Annotated in this window: 11 protein-coding genes and 1 tRNA gene; 9 read left to right on the forward strand and 3 right to left on the reverse strand. The window is 73.2% G+C overall.

Features of this window, described 5'->3' with window-relative positions:
• The first annotated feature begins 225 nt into the window (after positions 1-225).
• From gyrB to IEZ07_RS10100, 4 genes are all read left to right on the forward strand, one after another.
• Positions 226-2,172 (forward strand): DNA topoisomerase (ATP-hydrolyzing) subunit B, encoded by a 1,947-nt coding sequence (gene gyrB, locus IEZ07_RS10085; RefSeq protein ID WP_191894486.1) that lies wholly within the window; start codon positions 226-228, stop codon positions 2,170-2,172.
• Between the two features lie 48 nt (positions 2,173-2,220).
• A complete protein-coding gene (gyrA, locus tag IEZ07_RS10090) occupies positions 2,221-4,749 on the forward strand; it encodes a DNA gyrase subunit A (RefSeq protein WP_191894487.1) in 2,529 nt (842 codons plus the stop codon).
• Positions 4,750-4,947: 198 nt separating this feature from the next.
• The gene (locus IEZ07_RS10095; protein ID WP_191894654.1) at positions 4,948-5,688 is read left to right on the forward strand and encodes a DUF3566 domain-containing protein; all 741 of its coding nucleotides are present in this window, start codon (positions 4,948-4,950) and stop codon (positions 5,686-5,688) included.
• A gap of 134 nt (positions 5,689-5,822) precedes the next feature.
• A tRNA-Ile gene (locus IEZ07_RS10100) sits at positions 5,823-5,896 on the forward strand.
• Positions 5,897-5,976: 80 nt separating this feature from the next.
• Here IEZ07_RS10100 and IEZ07_RS10105 read toward each other — a convergent pair.
• Both IEZ07_RS10105 and IEZ07_RS10110 read right to left on the reverse strand, forming a co-directional pair.
• Positions 5,977-7,107: a serine hydrolase domain-containing protein gene (locus IEZ07_RS10105; protein ID WP_191894488.1), complete on the reverse strand. Its 1,131-nt coding sequence runs from the start codon at positions 7,105-7,107 to the stop codon at positions 5,977-5,979.
• Between the two features lie 95 nt (positions 7,108-7,202).
• A complete protein-coding gene (locus IEZ07_RS10110; protein WP_191894489.1) occupies positions 7,203-7,874 on the reverse strand; it encodes a DUF4097 family beta strand repeat-containing protein in 672 nt (223 codons plus the stop codon).
• A gap of 256 nt (positions 7,875-8,130) precedes the next feature.
• On the opposite strand from IEZ07_RS10110, the gene IEZ07_RS10115 reads away from it, so the two are divergent.
• Both IEZ07_RS10115 and IEZ07_RS10120 read left to right on the forward strand, forming a co-directional pair.
• The gene (locus IEZ07_RS10115) at positions 8,131-8,865 is read left to right on the forward strand and encodes a helix-turn-helix domain-containing protein (protein WP_191894490.1); all 735 of its coding nucleotides are present in this window, start codon (positions 8,131-8,133) and stop codon (positions 8,863-8,865) included.
• An 83-nt stretch (positions 8,866-8,948) separates the two neighbouring features.
• A complete protein-coding gene (locus IEZ07_RS10120) occupies positions 8,949-9,275 on the forward strand; it encodes a hypothetical protein (RefSeq protein ID WP_191894491.1) in 327 nt (108 codons plus the stop codon).
• A gap of 52 nt (positions 9,276-9,327) precedes the next feature.
• Here IEZ07_RS10120 and IEZ07_RS10125 read toward each other — a convergent pair whose 3' ends face one another.
• Complete coding sequence (locus tag IEZ07_RS10125) at positions 9,328-9,966, reverse strand: HAD family hydrolase (protein WP_204054364.1); 639 nt, start codon at positions 9,964-9,966, stop codon at positions 9,328-9,330.
• Positions 9,967-10,268: 302 nt separating this feature from the next.
• Here IEZ07_RS10125 and IEZ07_RS10130 point away from each other — a divergent pair, with 302 nt between their 5' ends.
• From IEZ07_RS10130 to IEZ07_RS10140, 3 genes are read left to right on the forward strand one after another with little or no spacing between them, the layout of a single operon-like run.
• Entirely contained in the window at positions 10,269-15,062 is a 4,794-nt protein-coding gene (locus IEZ07_RS10130) for a non-ribosomal peptide synthetase (RefSeq protein ID WP_191894492.1), read from the forward strand.
• Positions 15,059-23,629 carry a non-ribosomal peptide synthetase/MFS transporter gene (locus IEZ07_RS10135; RefSeq protein WP_191894493.1) on the forward strand — a complete coding sequence of 2,857 codons (8,571 nt, stop codon included), beginning with the start codon at positions 15,059-15,061 and terminating at the stop codon, positions 23,627-23,629. The genes IEZ07_RS10130 and IEZ07_RS10135 overlap by 4 nt, the downstream gene beginning before the upstream one ends.
• Entirely contained in the window at positions 23,626-24,606 is a 981-nt protein-coding gene (locus tag IEZ07_RS10140; protein ID WP_239319918.1) for a threonine ammonia-lyase, read from the forward strand. The genes IEZ07_RS10135 and IEZ07_RS10140 overlap by 4 nt, the downstream gene beginning before the upstream one ends.
• Positions 24,607-24,735: the final 129 nt, after the last annotated feature.

Consider the following 24,735-nt stretch of genomic DNA (forward strand, 5'->3'; position numbering starts at 1 on the left):
AAACGATGATCGACTCGTCTGGGAGGCTTTCAGGGCCCGTCAATGCCGCACGATGTGTTCCGAGCCGCTAGAATGAAACAGGATTCCGGACACGTCCGTTTGCGTGTCACCCCGGCATGAAAGCCGACTCCCTCGGGTGAGCGCATCGGGGCATTCACGACGGTGACGGGCACGGTGGGGCTGAATGCGCCCGCGCCGCGTGTCCTCGGCAGGAGGATTTCACACTTGTCCTACGACGCTAGCTCAATCACCGTTCTCGAAGGGCTCGAGGCCGTCCGCAAACGCCCGGGCATGTACATCGGATCGACCGGCGAGCGCGGTCTCCACCACCTCGTCTACGAGGTGGTGGACAACTCCGTCGACGAGGCCCTGGCCGGGCACGCCGACCGGATCGAGGTCACGCTCCTGGCCGACAACGGCGTCAGGGTCGTCGACAACGGCCGCGGCATCCCCGTCGGCATGCACCCCGTCGAGAAGCGGCCCGCGGTCGAGGTCGTGCTGACCGTGCTGCACGCGGGCGGCAAGTTCGACAGCAAGTCCTACGCCGTCTCCGGCGGCCTGCACGGGGTGGGCGTCTCCGTGGTGAACGCCCTGTCCACCCGGCTGGAGGTGGAGATCCGCCGCGACGGCCACTACTGGCGGCAGAGCTACGCCGACACCCGGCCCACCGGCCCGCTGGTCAAGGGCGAGGAGACGGGCGAGACCGGCACCTCCATCACCTTCTGGGCCGACGAGACCATCTTCGAGACCACCACGTGGAACTTCGAGACGCTCTCGCGCCGCTTCCAGGAGATGGCCTTCCTGAACAAGGGCCTGACGATCTCCCTGCGGGACGAGCGGCCCGACCACATGATCGAGGACGAGCCCACCGAGGTCGTCTACTTCTACGAGGGCGGCCTGTCCGACTTCGTCAGGCACCTCAACGCCAAGAAGGACCCCGCCCACGTCTCGGTGATCGACTTCGAGGAGCACGGCGACGGCATCTCGGTCGAGATCGCCATGCAGTGGAACAACTCCTACAGCGAGTCGGTCTACACCTTCGCCAACACGATCAACACGGCCGAGGGCGGCACCCACGAGGAGGGCTTCCGCGCCGCGCTGACGTCGATCGTCAACCGCTACGCGCGCGAGCAGAAGTTCCTCAAGGAGGGCAAGGACGACAACCTGTCCGGTGAGGACATCCGCGAGGGGCTCACCGCGATCATCTCGGTGAAGCTGGCCGACCCGCAGTTCGAGGGCCAGACCAAGACCAAGCTGGGCAACACCGAGGCCAAGTCGTTCGTCCAGAAGGCCTGCAACGACCACCTGCGCGACTGGTTCGAGCGCAACCCCGGCGAGGCCAAGGACGTCATCAACAAGTCCCTGCAGGCCGCGCGCGCCCGCATCGCGGCCCGCCAGGCCCGCGACCTCACCCGGCGCAAGTCGTTGCTGGAGTCCGGTTCCGGCCTGCCCGGCAAGCTGGCCGACTGCCAGTGGAGCGACCCGGAGAAGTGCGAGCTGTTCATCGTCGAGGGCGACTCGGCGGGCGGCTCCGCCAAGGGCGGCCGCGACTCCAAGTTCCAGGCCATCCTGCCCATCCGCGGCAAGATCCTGAACGTGGAGAAGGCCCGCATCGACAAGGTGCTCAAGAACACCGAGGTCCAGGCGCTGATCACCGCGATGGGCACCGGCGTGCACGACGAGTTCGACATCGCCAAGCTCCGCTACCACAAGCTCATCCTGATGGCCGACGCCGACGTCGACGGCCAGCACATCAACACGCTCCTGCTCACGCTGCTGTTCCGCTTCATGCGCCCGCTGATCGAGGCCGGCCACGTCTACCTCTCCCAGCCCCCGCTCTACAAGATCAAGTGGGACCGCCGGGGCGAGGACGCCTCCTACGCCTACTCCGATCAGGAGCGGGACGCGATCATCAGCGACGGCATCGCCCGCGGCAAGCGCGACCCGCGCGCGCACGACGGCATCCAGCGCTTCAAGGGCCTGGGCGAGATGAACGCCTCCCAGCTCTGGGAGACCACGATGAACCCCGAGACGCGGCTCCTGCGCCAGGTCACCCTGGATGACGCGGCCCAGGCCGACGAGCTGTTCAGCGTCCTCATGGGAGAGGACGTCGAGGCCCGCCGCTCCTTCATCATCAGGAACGCGCGGGACGTGCGCTTCCTCGATGTGTAGCGGCAGCCGTACCGACCCTCTCCGACTCCCGAAAAGGATCCATCACCCGTGACGGATGTGAACATCCCGCCCGCGCCCGCCGAACGCATCGAGCCGGTCGACATCCAGTCGGAGATGCAGCGCAGCTACATGGACTACGCGATGTCCGTCATCGTGTCCCGCGCGCTGCCCGACGTCCGCGACGGCCTCAAGCCGGTCCACCGCCGCGTGCTCTACGCGATGTACGACGGCGGCTACCGGCCCGACCGCGGCTACTTCAAGTGCTCCCGCGTCGTCGGCGACGTGATGGGCTCCTACCACCCGCACGGCGACTCGTCGATCTACGGGACCGTCGTACGGCTGGCGCAGCCCTGGGCGCTGCGCTACACCCTGGTCGACGGCCAGGGCAACTTCGGATCGCCGGGCAACGACATGCCGGCCGCGATGCGGTACACCGAGTGCAAGCTCGCGCCGATCGCCATGGAGATGATCCGTGACATCGACAAGGACACCGTCGACTTCCAGCCCAACTACGACGGGCGCTCGCAGGAGCCGCTGGTCCTGCCGTCGCGGTTCCCGAACCTGCTGGTCAACGGGTCGGCCGGCATCGCGGTCGGCATGGCGACCAACATCCCGCCGCACAACCTGCGCGAGGTGGCCGAGGGCGTCAAGTGGGCCCTGCAGCACCCCGAGGCGGGTGACGAGGAGCTGCTCGAGGCGCTGATCGAGCGGGTCAAGGGACCCGACTTCCCGACCGGCGCGCTCATCGTCGGCCGCCGCGGCATCGACGACGCCTACCGGACCGGCCGCGGTTCGATCACCATGCGGGCGATCGTCGAGGTCGAGGAGGACGCCAAGGGCCGGCAGTGCCTGGTCATCACCGAGCTGCCCTACATGGTCAACCCGGACAACCTGGCGCTGTCGATCGCCGAGTCGGTGAAGGACGGCCGGATCAGCGGCATCGCCGACGTCCGCGACGAGAGCTCCTCCCGGGTCGGGCAGCGCCTGGTGATCGTGCTCAAGCGCGACGCGGTCGCCAAGGTCGTGCTGAACAACCTCTACAAGCACACCCAGCTGCAGACCACCTTCGGCGCCAACATGCTGGCCCTGGTGGACGGGGTGCCGCGCACGCTCAGGCTCGACCAGTTCGTCCGCCACTACATCGACCACCAGATCGAGGTCGTCGTCCGCCGGACGCGCTACCTGCTGCGCAAGGCCGAGGAGCGGGCCCACATCCTGAGCGCGCTGCTCAAGGCGCTCGACCGGATGGACGAGGTCATCGCGCTGATCCGCCGGTCGCCCTCGGCGTCCGAGGCGCAGGGCGGCCTGATGTCCCTGCTGGAGATCGACCAGGTCCAGGCGCAGGCCATCCTCGACATGCAGCTGCGCAAGCTGGCCGCCCTGGAGCGGCAGCAGATCATCGACGAGTACGACTCGCTGATGACGCAGATCACCGACTACCAGGCCATCCTGGCCTCGCCCGAGCGGCAGCGCACGATCGTCTTCGACGAGCTCTCCGAGATCACCGCGAAGTACGGCGACGAGCGCAAGACGGAGATCATCGCCTACGAGGCGGACATGTCGATCGAGGACCTCCTCGCCGAGGAGGACATGGTCGTCACGATCACCCGGGGCGGGTACGCCAAGCGCACCAACACCGACCTGTACCGGGCGCAGAAGCGCGGCGGCAAGGGCGTGCGCGGCGCGCAGCTCCGCCAGGACGACATCGTCGACCACTTCTTCGTCACCACGACGCACCACTGGCTGCTGTTCTTCACGAACAAGGGCCGCGTCTACCGGGTCAAGGCGTACGAACTGCCCGACGCCGGCCGGGACGCCCGCGGCCAGCACCTGGCGAACCTCCTGGCGATGCAGCCGGACGAGGTCGTCATGGAGGTCCTGGCGATGCGCGACTACAACGTCGCGCCGTACCTCGTGCTGGCCACGCGGAGCGGTCTGGTGAAGAAGACACGCCTGGCCGAATACGACTCGCCGCGCACCGGTGGCCTCATCGCCATCAATCTGCGCGAAGATGACGAGGTGATCGCAGCGCGGCTGGTGTCGGAGGAGGACGACCTCCTGCTGGTCTCCCGCAACGCCCAGTCCATCCGCTTCACCGCCTCCGACGAGGCGCTGAGGCCGATGGGGCGGGCGACCAGCGGTGTGATCGGCATGCGTTTCCTCGACGGCGACGAGCTCCTCGCGATGAACCGGATGGCCGACGGCGACGACGTCCTGGTCGCCACCGAGGGCGGCTATGCCAAGCGCACTCCGGCGGATCAGTACCCTGTGCAGGGACGTGGCGGCAAGGGCGTGCTGACCGCGAAGATCGTCAGCGCTCGTGGCAGGCTTGTCGGCGCGGTGATGGTGCGGGCCGAGGACGAGGTCTTCGCGATCACTTCGGCCGGCGGGGTCATCCGTACCAGCGCCGGGGAGATCAAGCAGTCGGGCCGCCAGACCATGGGGGTGCGGCTGATGAACCTCAGCGAGGGGGACAGCGTCGTGGCTCTCGCCCGCAACGCCGAGGCGCTGGAGAGCACCGAGGTGCTGGAGGGCGCCGAGGCGTTGGAGACCGAGGAAAACGGGGAAGGGGAGTAGCCGGTGAGCGCTCAGGCCAGTTCGGGTCCGCGGCCGTCCTCGCCTGCCCGACCGAAACGCGATCAGGTGACGGAGAAGATGGACAAGGCCACTGAAGCGGATGTCGTGGAGGTGGTCGAGTCACCGGCCGACGGCGGTGCCTCCGCGCCGGAGACCGACGGTTCGGCGACCGACGAGACCACCAAGGGCGGGTCCGGCATGAAGAAGGCGAACGACGACGAGAAGCCGGCCGACTCCACGGTACGGATCCGCCCGGCCTCCGCCGAGGCCGGCCCGTCCTGGTCTCCCGGAGCCCAGTCGGCCCCGCCGCGCACCCCTGCCGCTCCGGTGTCCAACGGTCCGGTGTCCAGCGGTCCGGCGGCCGGCGGGCCCTCTCCGGCCGGTACGGTTCCCGGCCCGAGCACCGTTCCCGGCCCGGGTGCGGCTCCTCGGCCGGGCAGCGCCTCGTCCTCGCTGAACACGGCGAACACGGCGACCGCGGTCGACGGGAAGGCCTCGGGATCGTCCTCCCCGCTGCGGATGGACAACCGGAAGTCCTCGGACTCGTCCGGGCCCAGGACGCCCCGCAAGGCGCACCTGGTCCTGCGCAGGATCGAGCCGTGGTCGGCCATGAAGTTCAGCTTCGTGGTCTCCCTGGTCTGCTTCGTGGTGCTGTTCGTCGCGGTCGCGGTGCTCTACATGGTGCTGAACGCGCTCGGCGTCTTCGACTCGATCATCCAGATCGTCAACCAGTTCACCGTCCCGGACGGCAAGGCCTCCGACACCAGCTTCGACATCTCCCCCTGGTTCGAGCCGGTCCGGATCCTCGGCTACACCGCCCTGATCGGCGCGGTGAACGTGGTGCTCATCACCGCCCTGTCCACCCTGGGCGCGGTCATCTACAACGTCGCCTCCGACCTGGTGGGCGGCGTCGAGGTGACCTTCAGCGAAGCCGAGTGACCGCTCGCGCCGCGTCCCCGGATCCGGTCCGGGGACGCGGCGCGAACAGGTCCCGGAACACGGTAGGCTTTTCCCTGTTCGAGCGGCCGGATTCGCCATCCTCCCGGGGATGCGATACGGTTTCCGCACGACGAGGGGCTATAGCTCAGACGGTTAGAGCGCTTCCCTGATAAGGAAGAGGTCCCAGGTTCAAGTCCTGGTAGCCCCACACGGTTTCGCAAATCCACAGGCCGGATCCCAAGCTCAGGGATCCGGCCTTTTGATCGTTTGCTGGTCATTCGCCGGTGATCAGGTGGTGCTTGCTGCCGGCCCGGCCTGTCCGGCGTCGAACACCTCGGCGACCAGGCGCTGGGCCGCCTGCTGGAAGGCCGCTCCCAGCGACAGCTCGGCGTCGTCGACGTAGTTCAGCGCGGCGGTCAGGGTCTTGCTGCCGTCGGGCGTGCTGTACATCAGCGCCGCGTGGCCCGCGATGCCGCCGTTGTGGGTGATGACGGTGGCGCCGCCGTCGGTGGTCAGCACGAACACGCCCAGGCCGTAGTCCATGTTCGGGATGCCCGTCGGATGCGGGGTGCACATCTCGGCCAGCAGCGCGTCCGGCAGGAGCCTGCCGCCCATCAGGGCGGAGATGAACGTGTGCAGGTCGTGGGTGGTGGAGATCATGTCGCCGCCGCTGGAGATCCAGGAGGGGTCGTGCCGGGTGACGTCGACCGTCTTCTGCTCTCCGGCGTCCTCGTAGCGGTAGTAGGCGTGGGCGTGCGGGGAGGGGATGTCCGTCTGACTGGTCGGCTGGACGGTGCCCGACAGGCCGAGCGGCCCCAGGATCAGCCGCTGCATCTCCTCGGCCACCGGGCGGCCGGTGACCTTCTCGATCAGCAGCCGGGCCAGCACGTAGTTGGTGTTGGAGTAGCTCCAGCCGGTGCCGGGCTCGAACCGCGCCGGCTTCGACAGCGCCAGCCGGACCAGCTCCTCCGGCCGGTAGGTCGTGAACCGGCCCTCCGCCCACTCCTTGCCCGAGGTGGTGGCGGGGGTCCCCGGCACGAATGTGCCGTCGGGGTCGTAGTCGCCGGTGAAGTTGAAGATCCCGCTGGTGTGCTGCAGCAGCATCCGCACCGTGATCCGCTCGTCCAGCCCGAACCCGGGCAGGTGGTCGGCCACCGGGGCGTCCAGTCCGATCCTGCCCTCGGCCACCAGTTGCAGCACCAGGGTCGCGGTGAAGGTCTTGGTGTTGCTGCCGATCCGGACGTGCCCGTCGACTGGCGGCCCGGCGGTGCCGCCCAGCTCAGCCGTCCCGGCGCTGGCGGTCCACTCGCCGTGCTCGTCGTGCACGCGCATCGTCACGCCGAGGAAACCGGAGCCGATCATCTCTTCGATGGTCTTGTGCAGCTGCGGGCGGGCCTGGATGCACTGGGTGGTGGACATGGTGGCGTGCTCCTTGAGGATTGTTGCGGAATTCAGCTGGAGGGAAGGGGCCGCTGCGCCTGACAGGCCCTTGGTTCGGGCCCTGCGGGGCGCTCTTACAGGCTGCGGGCGGTGATGTCGCCGTAGGCGGTGGTCGCGCGGATGGTCAGGTCGGCGGCGGCGCCGTCGGTGTTGGTCAGGGCGTTGTGGATGCGGCCGTAGGCGATGCCGGCGTCCAGGCACGCGGAGGCTCCGCGGGCGGCGCCGACCGAGATGTCGCCGTGCTCGGTGCGCAGCGTGGCCGTGCCGTGCACGGCCTCGGTGACGCGCAGGTCGCCCTTCTGGGTGCTGATCCGGGCGGGGCCGCCCAGGCGGCCGACCGAGACGTCGCCGGACTGGAGGGTCAGGTGGGCGCTTGCGGTCTCGTCGAGCTTGACGGTGCCGTGTGCGCCGGTGAAGGAGATGTCGCCGAGCCGTCCGACGCCCCGCAGTTCGGCGCTGGCGGCCTTGGCCTCGATGCGTGAGCCGGCGGGCAGCTGGACGGTCACCTCGACGGACCCGGAGGGGCCGAAGAGCTGGTTTCCGGGTTCGGGGGTGCGGATGCGCAGGACGCCGTCGTCGTAGGTGACCGCGGTCTGCCGCGCCGCCTTGACGTCGCGGCTCTTGGAGGCGTCGGCGGGCAGGACCTCGACCGTGGTGTCGGCCCGGTCGGCGGCGATGAGGCGGATGCATCCCGCGGGGATGTCCAGGACCGCCGAGACCGGGGCGGGGGTGGCGAACTTCTGCATGGTGCTCTCCTTCGTCCGTGTCGTGCTCTCCGTCGGCGTCTTGTTTCCGACAAGGGAAAAGCTACGTTGCCTTCACAATCTCAGCAACATGAATGTTGCATAAGATAATAGTTTCCGCAGGTAAGAGACCGAAAATCATTGCAAACGTTCTGGACTTAACGCAATGATCTCAAATGCTTTCGTTGCAATTGATGAAGGGTGAACGCTATGGTGCGGACAGCACGGACCACGAAGAAGACCACGAAGGAGACTCCCGATGCCGGGCGGCAGACTCACCCAGCAGGAACGCCAGCAGATCGCGCTGGGACTGGCCGACGGCCTCGCCTACGCGGAGATCGCCAGACGCCTCGACCGTCCGACCTCGACGGTCACCCGGGAGGTGATGCGCAACGGCGGCCCTGCCGCCTACCGCGCCGACCTCGCCCACCGCGCCACCGAGCGCCGCGCCCACCGCCGCAGGAAGGCCGCGCCCCCGGCTCCCGGTACGCCCCCGCAGGCCCACGGGCGCGACGCCGAAGCCGTACGCGAGTACGAGGAGACGTTCACCACCGTCTTCATGCAGTCGGGCCTGCCCACGATGACGGCCCGGGTACTGGCGAGCCTCTACACCACCGACACCGGCAGCCTCACCGCCGCCGAACTCGCCGGACGCCTTCAGGTCAGCCCGGCTTCCGTCTCCAAAGCGGTCGCGTTCCTCGACAGCCAGGGCCTCATCCGCCGCGAACGCGACGAACGCCGCCGCGAACGCTACGTCGTCGACGACGACGTCATATACCAGTCCACGATGGCCAGCGCCCGGTCCACCGCCCACCTCGGCGAGATCGCCCGTCAGGGCGTGGGCGTCCTCGGCCCCGGCACCCCGGCCGCCGCCCGGCTGGAGAACATCGCCCGCTTCGTCGACTTCGTCTCCGAGAGCATCGCCCGCGCCGCGGACCAGGCCCGCGAGATCCTCCACACGAAACCCGGAACGACCTCGGACGGTTCTGCCTGAACGACATCCGGACCGGTAAGGATGGGCGCGGGACCGGCGGGGCGGCTGCCGCGACGACCCGATCGCTGCGACGGAGAGTGGACATGGGATTCATGGGCGGGATCTGGCGGGTGCTGCGCGGACGGGAGCTCGTCGGGGAGATCACCGTTGAGGACGCCGACTTCCCCTGGTTGCACGGGCGCTTCGCCCCCGGTCCGGCGTTCGCCGAGGTGAAGCCGCTGTTCGACCGCGATCTCGAACTGATGGAGGAGCAGCGGTGGGACGAATGGGATGAGGTGTACGAAGAGATTCGGAAGGCCGTCTCCATGGTGGCGCCGTCCGGTCCCGTCGCGGAGTTCCTCCTGCACGTCGAGAAGGACGAGGCGTGGTTCCGCTGGAGTGACGAGCCGTTCGACGAGAGCCGCGGGTGACCGCCAACCGCTGGCGCTGCCACCGCCGACGGGCGGGTCCGCCCGGAGCGGGCTACGAAGGGGACGGGCCGCGGCCCCCGTCCAGCAGCGGGGCCAGCGCCTCGCGCAGATCCGCGACCTCGCGGTAGAACACGCCGGTCATGCCGAGCGCGCGGGCGGCCTCGACGTTCTCCCGGCGATCGTCCACGAACAGGCAGCGCGCGGCGGTCGCTCCCGCCCGCTCGGCCGCGATCTCGTAGATCCGCCGCTCGGGCTTGGCCGCCCCGACCCGGGCACTGCTGACGACGTCGTCGAAGGCGTACGTCAGGCCCAGCGTCTGAAGGTCGTCTTCCAACTGGGCCGTCGCGTTGGTCACCAGCACGACCGGCACCCGGGCCTGAGCCCGGCGCAGCAGGCCGAGGACCTCCTCGTCGACCCGGACGCGGGCCTCGGCGAACGCCCGTCCCAGGGCCCCGGCCTGCTCGGCCGAGCCGAGCAGGCGCTCCAGTTCGGCGACGATCGAGGTCATCCACCGGGCGGTCGTGATCTGCCCCCGCGTCACGGGATCCAGCCGTTCAGGTGCCAGGGCGATCTTCATCGTGGTGCCCTCGGCGAGGCCGCAGGCACGTTCGAGAGCGGTCACCTCACCGGCGTCGTAATGGCGGACGACGCCGTCGAAGTCGCACAGCACCGCGTCGTAGGGCAGTCCCACCGCTCCTCCTGAATCCGCCTTCCGCGAAGGCCCACGCCGATTATGGGGCGGGTCGCGGGGATCGTCATCAGGCGGCACCGGCCGGCGCGGGTTCCACACCGGAGGACGCGGTCGTTCTCACGGTCATCGGCGCGCTCATCTGGGAGAACGCGAACGCCCGTATTCGCGGGCGAAATCCCAAGCCGGTCGCAAGACGCTCGCAAGTCGCCTGGATCAAGATCTCGACCATAAGCGCCGATCGGTCGGACGATTTCCGGGATTTCTCGTCACCGGGTGTGATTTCAGCTGGAGAAGAGGACGAAGTGACCGTTGATGTGGCACGCATCGATGCGGCGGGCCGCCGTGTCCCGGCGGCGGCAGGGGGACCCGGCACGCCGGGGCGCGTCCACGAGGCGATAGAGGCCCAGTGCCGGCGCACTCCGGAGCGCACCGCCGTCGTGGCGGGCACGAGCCGCCTCAGCTACGCCGAGCTGGACCGCAGGGCCGACGGCGTCGCACGCACCCTGGCCGGCCGCGGCATCGGGCGGGGCGATCTGGTCGGGATCTGCCTGGAGCGCGGCGAGTGGCTGCTCCCCGCGCTGGTGGGGGTGTGGAAGTCGGGAGCGGCGTACGTGCCGCTGGACCCCGCCTACCCGGCCGAGCGGTTGCGGTTCATGGCGGAGGACGCCGCGGTGGCCGCGGTGGTCACCTCGGCCGCGCTGCGCGAGACCGCGGCCCTGACCGGGGCCGGGGCCGTACTCGTCGGCGACGTGGAACCGGGCGAAGGGGCGCCGCGGGGGGTCGGAGAACCGGGTGACGGGATCCTGCGGGTGGCCGGGGACCCGGGGGACGCTGCGTACGTCATCTACACCTCCGGTTCCACCGGGACGCCCAAGGGCGTGGTGGTGGAGCACCGCAACACCATGAACCTGCTGACCTGGGAGGCGTCGGCGTACACCGCCGAGGAGCTGAGCGGCATGCTGGCCGGCGCCTCCATCTGCTTCGACGCGTCGATCACCCAGCTCTTCCTGCCCCTGATCACCGGCGGGACGGTCATCCTGGCCGAGAACGTGCTGGCGCTGCCGACCCTGCCGGCCCGGGACGAGGTGACCACGGTCTACGGGGTCCCCTCCGCGCTGGCGGTGCTGCTGCGCGAGCCGCTGCCGGGCGGGGTGCGCGCGGTGTTCTCCGGCGGCGAGCAGCTGACCGGCGCCCTGGTCCGGCGGATCTACGCCAACCCGGGGGTGCGCCGGGTGCTGAACCTGTACGGCCCGACCGAGTGCACCACCTCCTGCACCTTCGCCGAGGTGGGCCGGGACGACGAGGGCGAGCCGCCGCTCGGCGCGCCGATGGCCGGTGCGCTGCTCTCGGTGCGCGACGCGGACGGCGACCCCGTCCCGGACGGCGAGCTGGGCGAGCTGTGGATCGGCGGGCCGGGGGTGACCCGCGGCTACCTGGGCCGTGAGTCGCCCGCGTTCCGCACCGAGCCGGACGGAGGCCGCGTCTACCGCAGCGGGGACCTGGTACGGCGGGTGGACGGCGTGCTGCGCTACGCCGGCCGGGCCGACGACCAGGTCAAGATCCGCGGTTACCGGGTGGAGCCGGCCGAGGTGGAGGCGGTGCTGGGCCGCCATCCCGCGGTGCGCCGGGCCGTCGTGCTGGCCGTCGCGGACGACGACGGGACCGCCTACCTGGCCGGCCACGCGGCGGCCTCCGGCGTGGGCGAGCCGGAGCTGCGGGACTGGCTGCGCGCCCGGCTGCCCGATCACCTGGTGCCGACCCGGATCGGCGTGGCCGAGGAGCTCCCGCTCGCCCCCAACGGCAAGGTGGACCGGGCGGCCCTGCCCGTGCTCGGCGCCGCCCGGCCGTCCGGCGCGGCACCGGTCGCGCCCCGCACCGAGGACGAGCGCCTGGTGGCGGAGGTGATCGCGGGGGTGCTGGGCCTGCCGCAGGTCGGCGTGCACGATCGCTTCGCCGACCTGGGCGGGCACTCGCTGGCCGCGGCCCGGGTGGTCACCGAGCTGTCCCGCCGGCTGGGGCGCACCGTGCCCCTGGCGGCCTTCCTGGCCTCCCCCACCGCGGCGGGCCTGGCCGCCGGGCTGGACCGGGCCGGGCCGGCGGCGGTACGGCGGAGCGGCCGGTCCCGGTACCCGCTCACCGACATGCAGCGCCAGTTCTGGACCCTGAGCCGGCTCCATCCGCACAGCCCGGTCACCACGCTGGGGATCCGGCTGCGCGTGCGCGGCCTGCGGGAGGCCGCGCCGCTGAGGTCGGCCCTGGACGCGGTCGTCCGCCGGCACGAGGTGCTGCGCAGCACGGTCGCCGTCGACGCGGACGGCGTGCCGTACGCCGTGGTGCACCCGCCGGCGGCCGTGCCCCTGGTCGAGCATCCCGTGGGCGAGGACCCGGAGAAGGTGGCCAGGGCGGCGGCCGCGCACGTGTTCGACCTGACGGGCGAGGTGCCGCTGCTCCGGGCCGAGCTGTGCCGGGTCGGCGAGGCGGAGGCCGAGCTGGTGGTCGTGGTGGACCACATCGCCTTCGACGGCGGATCGGTCGCGGTGCTGATGGAGGAACTGGCCGCCGAGCTGGCCGGCGGGCCGGTCCCCGGGCCCGTGGTCCAGTTCGGCGACGTGGCCGTGCAGGAGCGGGAGCGGCCGGATCCGGCGCCGCTGCGGGAGTTCTGGCGGGACGAGCTGGCCGGGGCGCCGGTGGCGGACCCGGTGCCCGCGGACCTGACGGCCGGACGGGTGATCCGTGCGCTGCCCGAGGAGTTCGAGGCGGGCGTGGGCGCGCTGGCCCGGGACTGCCGCGCGACCCCGTTCGCGGTCTACCTGGCCGCGCTGGCCCTGGCCTCCGGCGAGCCCGACACGCTGGTCGGTGTGGTCGCGGCGCGGCGGGCCCGGCCGGAGCTGACCGGGGTCATCGGCCCGCTGGTGGACACGGTGCCGGTGCGGCTGCGGCCGACCGGCGCGCTGACCTTCCGGGATCTGGTCCGGCAGGCGGCCGACGCGGCCACGCGGGCCCTGGTCCACCAGGAGGTCCCCGCCGGCGACCTGCCCCGCGCCCCGGTACTGCTGGCCATGCAGCACGCCGAGGTGCCGGTGCGCCTGGGCGCGCTGGAGCTCCTCACCGACCTGGGCTCGGGCGCCACGGGTCACGAGTTCGGCGTTCTGGTCAACCGGACCGCGGACGGCGCCGAGCTGCAGCTGGAGTACGGCGTCGCCCGGATCGACCCGGTGCGGGCCGAGGCGTACCTGGACCGGCTGATGTGGCTGCTGCGGTGCGCGCTGGCCGACCCGGACCGGCCGCTGCCGGCCTTCGAGCTCGTCATGCCGGACGAACGCGCCGCCCTGCTGGCCGCCGCGGCCGGACCGGAGGTTCCGGAGTTCCCCGAGACGGTGCCGCACGCGCTGGCGGCCCACACCGGCGGGACGGCCGTGGTCGGCCCGGACGGCGCCTCGATCGGCTACCCGGAACTGCACGACTGGTCGGGCCGGGTGGCCGCGGCGCTGCTGGAGCACGGCGTGGCGCCGGGCGAGGTGGTCGGGGTCTGCCTGCCCCGCGACCACCTGATGCCGGCGGCCCTGCTGGCGGTGTGGCGGGCCGGGGCGGCGTACCTGCCGCTGGACCCGGAGCACCCGGCCGAGCGGCTGCGCCGGCTGGCCGAGGACGCCGGCGCGCGCGTGGTGCTCACCCGCGGCGGGGCGGCCGCCGTCCCCGGCGTCACCGTCCTGGACGCCGACGACCTGGCCGCCGCCCCCGCCGCTCCCGGCGGGCCGGTGGAGCTGCCGGAGGTGCGGGGCGGGGACCTGGCCTACGTGCTGCACACCTCCGGCTCCACCGGGACGCCCAAGGGCGTGGAGGTCACCCACGGCAACCTGGCCGCCTACGTGGCCGGGCTGGTGTCCGAGCTGGGCCTGGGCCCCTGGGACGTGCAGCCGGTCGTGGCGCCGCTGACCTTCGACACCTCCGCCTCCGAACTGTGGAGCATGCTGAGCGTCGGCGGCACCTGCGTGGTGGTGGACCGGGCCACGGCCGTGGACGGGCACGCGCTGGCCGCGCGGATCGCGGACAGCGGGGCGACGGTGGTCGACCTGGTGCCCACCACCTACCGGATGCTGCTGGCCGCGGACTGGGCCGGGGATCCGGGGCTGCTGGCCATCGCGGGCGGGGAGACCCTCGACGCGGCCCTGGCCGGGCAGATCCTGCCCCGGGTCCGGGAGCTGTGGAACACCTACGGCCCCACCGAGGCCACCGTCGCCTCGATCCAGCACCGGGTGCGCCCGCACGAGCCGGGGCCGGTGCCGATCGGGCTGCCGATGCCGGGGGAACGGGCCTACGTGGTCGACTCCGAGCTGCGGCTGGCGGCGCCGGGCGCGGTGGGCGAGCTGCTGCTGGGCGGCGCCGGGGTGACCCGGGGCTACCGGGGCCGGCCGGAGCTGACCGCGGCCGCGTTCGTCGACGACCCGTTCGTCCCCGGCGGCCGGTGCTACCGGACCGGGGACCTGGTGCGGTGGCGGCCGGACGGGACGCTGGAGTTCCACGGCCGCAGGGACCACCAGGTGAAGGTGCGCGGATACCGGATCGAACCGGGCGAGATCGAGGCGGTGCTGCGCGAGGTGGCGGACGGGGCGGTGGCCGTGGCCGGTTCGGGCGCGCAGGCGCACCTGGTCGGCTACGTCGTGCCGGAGACGGCCGACCCCGCCGCGGCCGAGCGGCATCTGCGGTCGCGGCTGCCCGGCCACATGGTGCCCCGGCGGTGGGTCGTGCTGCCCGCCCTGCCCACCCTGCCCAGCGGCAAGGTGGACCGGCGGGCCCTGCCCGAGCCGGTCGACGATCCCGCGGCCGGGCGCGTCGCGCCCGGCACCGACCCCGAACGCCTGGTGGCCGCCGTGTGGAGCGCCGTGCTGGAGCGGTCCCCGATCTGGGCCGACGACGACTTCTTCGCCCTGGGCGGCCACTCCTTCGCCGCGACCCGGGTGGTCGGCCGGCTCCGCGAGACGTTGATGGTGCCCGTTCCGGTGCGGCTGCTGTTCGAGCGGCCGGTGCTCGCCGACTTCGCCGCCGGGCTGGAAGAACTGATCCTCACCGAACTGATGAACGGGAGCGACGCATGACCGAGGTCACCCAGGACCGGATCGCCGAGTTGGTCCGGTCCCGGTTCGCCGCCGCCCGCGCCGCGGCGGAAGCCCCCGGCGCCGCGGCGGACGCCCCCGGGGCCGCGGGAATCCCGGCGCTGTCCGCGGCGGACATGCCGCTCTCCCCGGCCCAGGAGAGGCTGTGGTTCCTGGCCCAGCTGGAGCCGGACACCCCCGCCTACAACGTGCCGCTGGCGCTGCGGCTGAGCGGGCCGGTGGACGTCGCCGCGCTCACCGCCGCGGTGGCCGAGCTGGCCGAGCGGCACTGGATCCTGCGCGGCGTCGTCGACGGGACGAGGGTACGGCCGACCGGCGGCGTGCCCGTCTCCGTGGTCGACGTGGAGCCCGGGGCGCTGGAGCGGGAACTGGCCGCCCACGCCTGGCGCCCGTTCCGGCTGGACGCCGAGCCGCCCATGCGGGCCGCGCTGTTCCGGACCGGCGGGGACGAGTGCGTGCTCGCGCTGACCCTGCACCACATCGCCACCGACGCCTGGTCGGAGCGGCTGCTGCTGCAGGACCTCGCGGCGCTGTACGCCGCCCGCCTCGGCCTGGCGCCGCAGCCGGAGCCCCCGGCCCTGCAGTACGCCGACGTGGCCGCGTGGGAGGCCGGGCGCTCGGAGGACGGGCGCTCCGAGGACGACCTGGACTGGTGGACGCGGCGCCTGGCCGGCCTGCCGCCGGTGCTGGACCTGCCCGTCGCGCGGCCCCGGCCGGACGTCCCCACCTGGGAGGGGGCCGCGGTCGCGTTCGAGGTGCCCGCGGACCTGACCGCCAAGGTGCGCGCGGTGGCGGGCACGACGCCGTTCATGGTCTTCCTGGCCGGTCTGCAGACGCTGCTGTCCCGCCTGTCCGGCGGCGACGACATCGCCGTCGGGGTGCCGGACGCCGGCCGGCACCACCCGGACACCGAGGGCGTGGTGGGCTGCTTCATCAACACCCTGGTGATCCGCACCGACACCTCCGGCGATCCCACCGGCGCCGAACTGCTGGCCAGGGCCCGTACGGCGGCGCTGGACGCGTTCGCGCACGCCCGCACGCCGTTCGAGCGGATCGTGGAGCGGCTGCAGCCGGAGCGGAACCTGTCGGTCACCCCGCTGTTCCAGGTGATGCTCAACGTGTACGACACGGGCGCGCCGGTGAGCCTGCCGGGGGTGGAGGTCCGGCCGGAGCCGCTGCCCGTGCCGACGGCCAAGTTCGACCTGAACCTGACGGTCGGCGACGACGGGGAGCGGTTCTCCGGCGAGCTGCGCTACCGGACCGACCTGTTCGAGGAGACCGTCGTCCGGCGGCTGGTGGACTGGTACCTGGCGCTGCTGGACGGGATGCTCACGGACCTGGACGCGCCGGTCCTGCTGCCCGCCGGCCCCGACCTGCACGGCCCGGCCGGGGACCCGCCGGCGGACGCGCCGCTGCACGCGCTGGTCGAGCGGGCGGCCGAGGCCTTCCCCGACGCGGTCGCGGTGGTGTCGCCCGGCCGTGCGCCGCTCGGCTACGCGGAGCTGGAGCGGCGGGCCAACCAGGTGGCGCACTGGCTGCTGGAGCGCGGGGTGCGGCCGCAGGAGCCGGTCGGGGTGCTGATGGAGCGGCGGCCGGAGCTGGCGGTCGCCCTGCTGGGGATCCTCAAGGCCGGTGCGGCCTACCTGCCGCTGGACCCGGTCTACCCGGCGCGGCGGACCGAGGCCGTCCTGGCCGCCTCCGGCGCCCGGATCGTGCTCACCGAGGCCGAGGTCGCCGACGCCGCGGACCGGCCCGCGCACCGCCCGGACGTGGCCGTGCCGCCGGACCACCTGGCGTACGTGATCTACACCTCCGGCTCCACCGGGGAGCCCAAGGGGGTCGCGGTCGAGCACCGGCAGATCACCCACTACCTGGGCGCGGTGAACGGACGCCTGCCCGAGGGGGCCGGCTCCTTCGCCCTGGTGTCCACCGCCGCGGCCGACCTGGGGCTGACCAACGTGCTGTGCGCGCTGACCTCGGGCGCGACCCTGCACCTCGTCGACCACGAGACGGCCACGGACCCGGCCGCGTACGCCGCCCACCTGGCCGCGCACCCGGTGGACGTCGTCAAGATGGTGCCCAGCCAGCTGGAGCTGCTGGGCGTGGACGCCCTGCCCGGGAAGCTGCTGATCCTGGCGGGTGAGGCCGTACCGCGGGATCTGGTGGAGCGGGTGCGGGCGGCGCGGCCGTCCCTGGACGTGCAGATCCACTACGGTCCCACCGAGACCACGGTGTCGGCGCTGGCCTGCGACGGCGCCGAGACGGCGTCCGGCGCGGTGCCGCTGGGCCGTCCGCTGCCCGGCGTGCGGTGCCGGGTGGTGGACCGCGCCGGGTGGCCGCTGCCGCACGGCGTGCCGGGAGAGCTGTGGATCGGCGGGCCCGGCGTGGCCCGCGGTTACCTGGGTCGGCCCGACCTGACCGCGCAGCGGTTCACGGACGGCTGGTACCGCACCGGGGACCGGGTGCGGGTGAACCCGGCCGGGCTGGTGGAGTTCCTGGGCCGGATCGACGACCAGGTGAAGGTGCGCGGGTTCCGGGTGGAGCTCGGTGAGGTCACCGCCGCGCTGCGGGCCCTGCCGCAGGTGGCCGAGGCATTCGTGCAGCCGGTCGGCACCGGGGCGCAGCGCCGCCTGGCGGCCTGGGTGACGCCCTCCCGTGGAGGTTCCGGGGACTCCGGCGGCACGGGGGACTCCGGCGGCACGGGGAGCAGCGCGGGCGCCGCAGACGCCGCAGGTGCCATGGACACCGTGGACACCGTAGGCGCCGCGGGCACGGTGAGCGCCGTGGACGTCGCGGCGATCCGGGCCGCGCTGCGGGAGCGGCTGCCCGACTACATGGTGCCGTCCGCGATCGGCGTGCTGGAGGCGCTGCCGCTCACCCCGAACGGCAAGGTGGACCGGGCGGCGCTGCCGGTCCCCGAGGCCGGTCCGGTGGCGCGGGTGCCGCTGGGCACGCCGCAGGAGCACCTGGTCGCCGAGGTCTGGGCCGAGGTGCTGGACCTGCCGCAGGTGTGGGCGGACGACGACTTCTTCGCCCTGGGCGGGCACTCCTTCGCCGCGACCCGGGTGGTCGGCCGGCTGCGGGAGCGCCTGGGCGCGCCGGTGGCGGTGCGGCTGCTGTTCGAGCACCCGGTGCTCGCCGACCTGGCCGCCGCCCTGCCCCGCCCGGCCGCCGCGCCGGCCGTACGGCGGGCACGGGCGGACGGTCCGGTCCCGCTGTCCGGAGTGCAGGCCAGGCTCTGGTTCCTGGCGCAGCTGGAGCCGGAGAGCACGGCCTACAATGTGCCGCTGGCGCTGCGGCTGCGCGGGCCGCTCCAGGCGGAGGCACTGCTGGGCGCGGTGCGGGACCTGGCCGAGCGGCACCACGTGCTGCGCAGCGTGATCGACGACTCCGGTGCCGAACCGGTCCTGGTGGTACGGCCGGCCGAGGACGTGCCGGTGTCCACGGCGGAGATCGGCCCGGCGGAGGTCGAGGACGCGGTGGCCGCGCACCTGGCCACGCCGTTCGCGCTGGACCGTGAACCCCCGATGAGGGCGGTGCTGCTCGCGGTCGGCGAGACCGAGCACGTGCTCTCGCTCACCTTCCACCACATCGCCACCGACGCGTGGACCCGCGGACTGCTGCTGTCCGAGCTGGCCGCACTGTACGCCGCCCGGCTCGGGCTGCGCCCGCCACCGGAGCCGCCGCCGGCCCAGTACGCCGAGGTGGCACCGGTCCCCGACCTGGCCGAACTGGACTGGTGGGCCGAGCGGCTGCGAGGACTGCCGCCGGTGCTGGACCTGCCCGCCGACCGGCCGCGCCCCGCCGTGGCCGACCCGGGCGGCGCCTCGGTGGACCTGGAGCTGCCGGCGGAGCTGAGCGAGCGGGTCCGGACGGTGGCCGCCGCCTACCGGGCGACGCCGTTCATCGTGCTGCTGGCCGCCCTGCAGGCCCTGCTGGCGCGGCTGTCGGCCGGCACCGACATCGCGGTCGGCGTACCGGTCGCCGGCCGGGACCACCCCGACACCGAGGGCGTGGTGGGCTGCTTCCTCAACACGGTGGTGGTCCGGACCGACGTGGGCGGCGACCCGACCGGCCGCGAGCTGCTGGCCCGGGTCCGGGAGTCGTCGCTGGGCGCGTTCGCCCACGCGAGCGCGCCGTTCGACCGGGTGGTGGACCGGCTGCGGCCGGAGCGGAACCTGTCGGCGACGCCGCTGTTCCAGGTGATGCTGAACTACGTCCCCGGCACGGGCCGGCCGGAGCTGCCCGGGATGGAGGCGGCCGGGATCGAGCCGCCCGAGCGGACGGCGAAGTTCGACCTGAACTGGTACGTGGTCGACGACGGGCCGGGACGGCCGCTGCGCGGCGGGCTCGGCTACCGCACAGACCTGTTCGGGGAGGCCACCGCGGCCCGGTTCACCCGGTGGTACCTGGCCCTGCTGGACGGGATGCTGGCCGATCTGGACGCGCCCGTGGGCGCGCAGCCGCTGGAGCCGGTGACCGGCCCGATCCTGGCCGGCGGCCCGGCGCCGGAGGCGTGGACCGGTCCGGTTCCGGCCGGGGACCCGTCGGTTGAGGCGGCGGCCGGCCGGGTTCCGGCCGGGGGCCTCACGGCGGAGGCGGGGACCGGCCGGGTTCCGGCCGGGGATCCGTCGCCGGTCGCGGCGGACGTCCCGGTGCACCGGCTGATCGAGCGCTGGGTGGACGCCTCCCCCGACGCGCCGGCCGTGGTGGGCGCGGACCGCAGCCTGACCTACGCGGAGCTGGAGTCGGAGGCCAACCGGATCGCCCACTGGCTGCTGGAGGGCGGGACAGGCGCCGACGAGCCGGTCGGCGTGCTGCTGGAGCCCGGGGCCGGCCTGGCCTGCGCCCTGTTCGGGATCCAGAAGTCGGGCGGCGGCTACCTGCCCATGGACCCGGCCTATCCGGCCGCGAGGATCGCCGCCATGCTCGACGCCGCCGGGGTGCGGGCCGTGATCACCACGGCCGAGTTCGCCGGCCTGATCGGGCCGGACCGCCGGGTGCTGGCGCTGGACCGCCTGCCGTCCCTGCCGCGGACCCGGCCGGAGACCGGCGTGCGGCCCGAGCACCTGCACCATGTGATCTTCACTTCCGGGTCCACCGGCACGCCCAAGGCCGTGGCCGTCGAGCACCGCAGCGTGACGGGCTACCTGAACGGCATGCTGCCGCGGATCGGCGTGCCCGGCGGGTCGTACGCGGTGGTGTCCACTCCCGCCGCCGACTTCGGGCTCACCTGCGTGTTCGGCGCCCTGACCACGGGCGGGACGGTGCACCTGGTGCCGAGGGAGACCGCCATGGACCCCGAGGCGTTCGCCGGCTACCTGAGCGCGCACCGCGTCGACGTGGTCAAGTGCGTGCCCAGCCACCTGGAGCTGCTGGCCTCCGGCGGCGACCTGGCCGCGGTGCTGCCGGAGAAACTGCTGATCCTGGCCGGTGAGGCCTGCCCGTGGGACCTGGTGGAGAGGGCCCGGGCCGCACGGCCGGGGCTGCGGATCCAGAGCCACTACGGGCACACCGAGTCCACGATGATCTGCCTGGTCTGCGAGACCGAGGAGGTCGAGGCCGAGCACCGGACCGGGATCGTCCCGCTGGGCCGGCCCCTGCCGGGGGTGTACGGGCACCTGGTGGACGCGGAGCTGCGGCCGGTGCCGGTCGGCGTGCCGGGTGAGCTGGTGGTCGGCGGTCCGGGGGTCACCCGCGGCTACATCGGCCTGCCCGAGCTGACCGCGGAGCGGTTCGTGCCCGACCCGCTGACCGGGCGGGGGCGCTGCTACCGCAGCGGCGACCTGCTGCGGGTCACGGCCGACGGGCGGGTGGAGTTCCGCGGCCGGGTGGACGACCAGGTCAAGGTGCGCGGTTACCGGGTGGAGCTGGGCGAGGTCGTCACCGCCCTGCGGGCCCTGCCCCAGATCGCCGAGGCCGTCGTGCTGCCGGTGGGCGAGGGCAAGGCCCGGCAGCTCGCCGCCTGGGTGACCCCGTCGGCGGGGAGCGCCGGAGGCGCCCGCGGAGACGCCGAAAACACCGAAAGCACCGGGAACACCGGGAACACCGGGAACACCGGGAAAACTGAGAGCACCGGGAAGGCCGTGGACACGGCGGCGGTCCGGTCCGCGTTGCGGGATCGGCTGCCCGACTACATGGTCCCCACCCAGTTCGTCGTGCTCGACCGGCTCCCGCTCAACCCGAACGGGAAGATCGACCGGGCCGCCCTGCCCGAGCCGCAGCCGGAGACCGCCGAGTTCGTGCCGCCGTCCACGGCCGCGGAGGAGCTGGTCGCCCGGGTGTGGGCGCAGGTCCTCGGCGTGCCCGAGGTCGGGGCGAACGACGACTTCTTCGCGCTGGGCGGGGACTCCTTCGCCGCGGTGCGCGCGGTCAAGGAGATCGGCGGCGGCCTGCGGGTGATCGACCTGTTCACCCGTCCCACGGTCGCCGAGCTGGCCGCCTTCCTCGGCGACAAGGACGGCGGCGGGCTCCTGCACCGCCTGAGCGGCGGCCGCACCAGCGAGTTCACGCTGGTGTGCGTGCCGTACGGCGGCGGGTCGGCGGCGGTGTACCAGCCGCTGGCCTGGGCGCTGGGTGAACAGGTGGAGGTGCTCGCGGCGGAACTGCCCGGTCACGACCCGGCGCGGCCGGACGAGGCGCCGCTGCCGCTGGAGGAGCTGGTGGAGATCCTGGCCGCAGAGGCGACCGGGACGGCGTCCGGTCCGATCGCGGTCTACGGCCACTGCGTGGGCTCCGCGCTCGCGGTGGCCCTGGCCCGCCGGCTGGAGGCGGACGGGGTCCCCGTGCTGGGCGTGATCACGGGCGGCAGCTTCCCCGCCGCCCAGCAGCTGCCCGGCCTGACCCGGCGGTTCTTCCGCGGGGACCGCTGGGTCTCCGACCGGATGTTCCGGGATGCGCTGCGGGCCACGGGCGGGCTGCAGGACGACATGGACGAGGCCGCGGTGCGGGCCGCGGTGCGGGCGATGCGCCACGACGCGACCGAGGCGCGGGAGTGGTTCGGCCGCGAGCTGGAGGCGGGGGGAGCGCCGCTGCGCGCCCCGATCCTGTGCGTGGTGGGGGAACGGGACCGGGCCACCGAGTTGCACGAGGAGCGGTACGCCGAGTGGGCGGTCTTCGCGCCCAGGGTGGAGCCGGCCGTGCTGCCCCGCGCCGGCCACTACTTCCTGCGGCACCAGGCCGAACCGCTGGCCGCGCTGGTGGTCGAGCACCTGCGGCGCTGGGCGTCCGGGAAACTGCCCGACCCGGTGCGCCCACCGGAGCGGACCGGCCTGCGCCCCTTCTACACCGTCGCGGGCGGGCAGTTCGTCTCGGCGGTGGGCACGGCGCTGAGCTCGTTCGCGCTCGGCGTCTGGGCCTACCAGCTCAGCGGCCGGATCCTGGACCTGGCCCTGGTCGTGATGCTCTCCCAGATCCCGGCGGTGATCCTCACCCCGCTGGGCGGCGCGCTGGCCGACCGGGTGGACCGGCGGCGGGTGATGCTGGCCTGCGACGCGGTCTCCGGCCTGGTCACGGCGGCGCTGGTGCTGCTGCTGGTCACCGGCCGGCTGGAGTTGTGGAGCGTGTGCGCCATCGTCGGCGTCACCTCGATGGTCACCGCGTTCCAGCAACCCGCCTACCTGGCCGCGGTCGCGCAGCTGGTGCCCAAGCCGTACCTGCCGCAGGCCAACGCCCTGGCCAACCTGGGCTTCGGCGTCGGCAACGTGGTGGCCCCGCTCGCCGGCGGCGCACTGATCGGCGTGTTCGGGCTGTCGGCCGTGGTGGCCATCGACGTGGTCTCGTTCGGGGTGGGCGTGGTGACGCTGCTGGCGGTCCGCTTCCCCGACCGGCTGTTCCACCGGCAGGAGGAGACGTTCGGCGCGGCGCTGACCGGCGGCTGGAGGTTCCTGAACCGGCGCCGGCCGCTGCTGGTGATGGCGTTCTACTTCGCCGTGGTCAACTTCTGCACCGCGCTGATGTGGGTGCTGATCACTCCGGTCGTGCTGGCCATCGGCTCCCCGGCGGCCCTGGGCACGGTGACCGCGGTCGGCGGCCTCGGTGCGGCCGTGGGCACCGGGGTGGTGCTGATCTGGGGTGGGACCCGGCGCCGCGCCACCGGCATGGTCGGTTTCGTGGTCGGGTCCGGCGTCGGGGTGGTGCTGATGGGCGCGTGGCCGGCGGTGTGGCTGATCGCGGCCGGCCTGTTCCTCCGGCTGGCCTGCATGAGCATCGGCAACGCGCACTGGCTGTCCATCATCCAGGTGAAGGTGGGGCCGGAACTGCAGGGCCGGGTGCTGGCCGTCAACGTCATGCTGGCCACGGCCATGCAGCCGCTGGGCTTCCTGGCCGCGGGCCCGCTGGCCGACTGGGCCCAGCGGCACACCTCCGGGCCGGGCCGGGGCGCGGCGGCGGTGCTCCTGGTCAGCGGCGTGTTCCTGGTGGTCTGGGGGCTGCTCGGACTGCGTTACCGCAAACTGCACCACCTGGAGGACCTCGTCCCCGACGCCGCGCCGCCGCCCGAGGCCGCGGCCGACCTGGACGCCATCCAGGCCGAGGTGCTGGGCAGATGAGCCTGATGGACGGAGGGACGAACCTGGTGGCGGCGGCCGACGTGGCCGCCGCCGCGGTCCGGATCGCGCCGTTCGTACGGCGCACGCCGCTGCTGCGCCTGCCGGGCGGACGGCTCTGGATCAAACCCGAGAACCGGCAGCCCACCCGCTCGTTCAAGGTGCGGGGCGCGGTGAACGCCGTGGGCCGGCTGGCGGAGCGGGGGATCGGGCACGTCATCGCCCAGTCCTCCGGGAACCACGCCCAGGCCGTCGCGTACGCCGCCGGCAGGTACGGCCTGCGGGCGACCGTGGTCCTGCCGGACACCGCGCCTGAGCTGAAGGTGGCGGCCGCCCGCAGGCTCGGCGCCGAGGTGGTGATCGTGCCGCCGGCGTTGCGGGAGGTGACCTGCCTGGCGCTGGCCGACCGGCTCGAGGCGACGGTGGTCCGCTCCGACGATTTCGACGTCATCGCCGGACACGGCAGCGCCGGGACCGAGATCGGCCTGGACCTGTCCGGCGTCGGCGCGATCCTGGTGCCGGTCTGCAACGGCGGGCTGCTGGCCGGGATCGCGGTCGCGGCCAAGGCCGTGGACCCGGCGGTCAGGGTGATCGGTGTCGAGCCCGAGCTGGCCGCCGACGGCGCGGCCAGCTTCCGCGCGGGCCGGCGCACCGCGTGGCCGGTGCAGCAGACCTACCGCACCCGGGCCGACGGCCTGCGCGCTCCGGTCCTGGGGGCGCTGGCCTGGGAGCACATCAACCGGTACGTGGACGACATGGTGACCGTGAGCGAGGACGGCATCGAGGCCGCCGCCGACGTCCTCTGGCGGGAGCTTGGGGAACGCGCCGAACCCAGCGGCGCGGTGGCCGCCGCGGCCTACTTCGCCCACCGGGCCGTGCTGCCCGACGGGCCCGTGGTGGCCGTCCTCTCCGGCGGCAACGTGATGGCCCGCCCCGATGCCGGGAACGTCAGGGAACGCTCCCTCATCGGAGGCCCGTGACACGGATCCCGTGCCGGTCGCGGACCCGGTGGACCTTGTGGACCTCGTGGACCTCGTGGACCTCGTGGACGCGAATTCACCGGGGCCGCGGATATCTGCCCGCAGGCGTCCCACCGATCCGCAAGCGGT

This window comes from Planomonospora parontospora, assembly GCA_014647935.1.
Lineage (GTDB): Bacteria > Actinomycetota > Actinomycetes > Streptosporangiales > Streptosporangiaceae > Planomonospora > Planomonospora parontospora.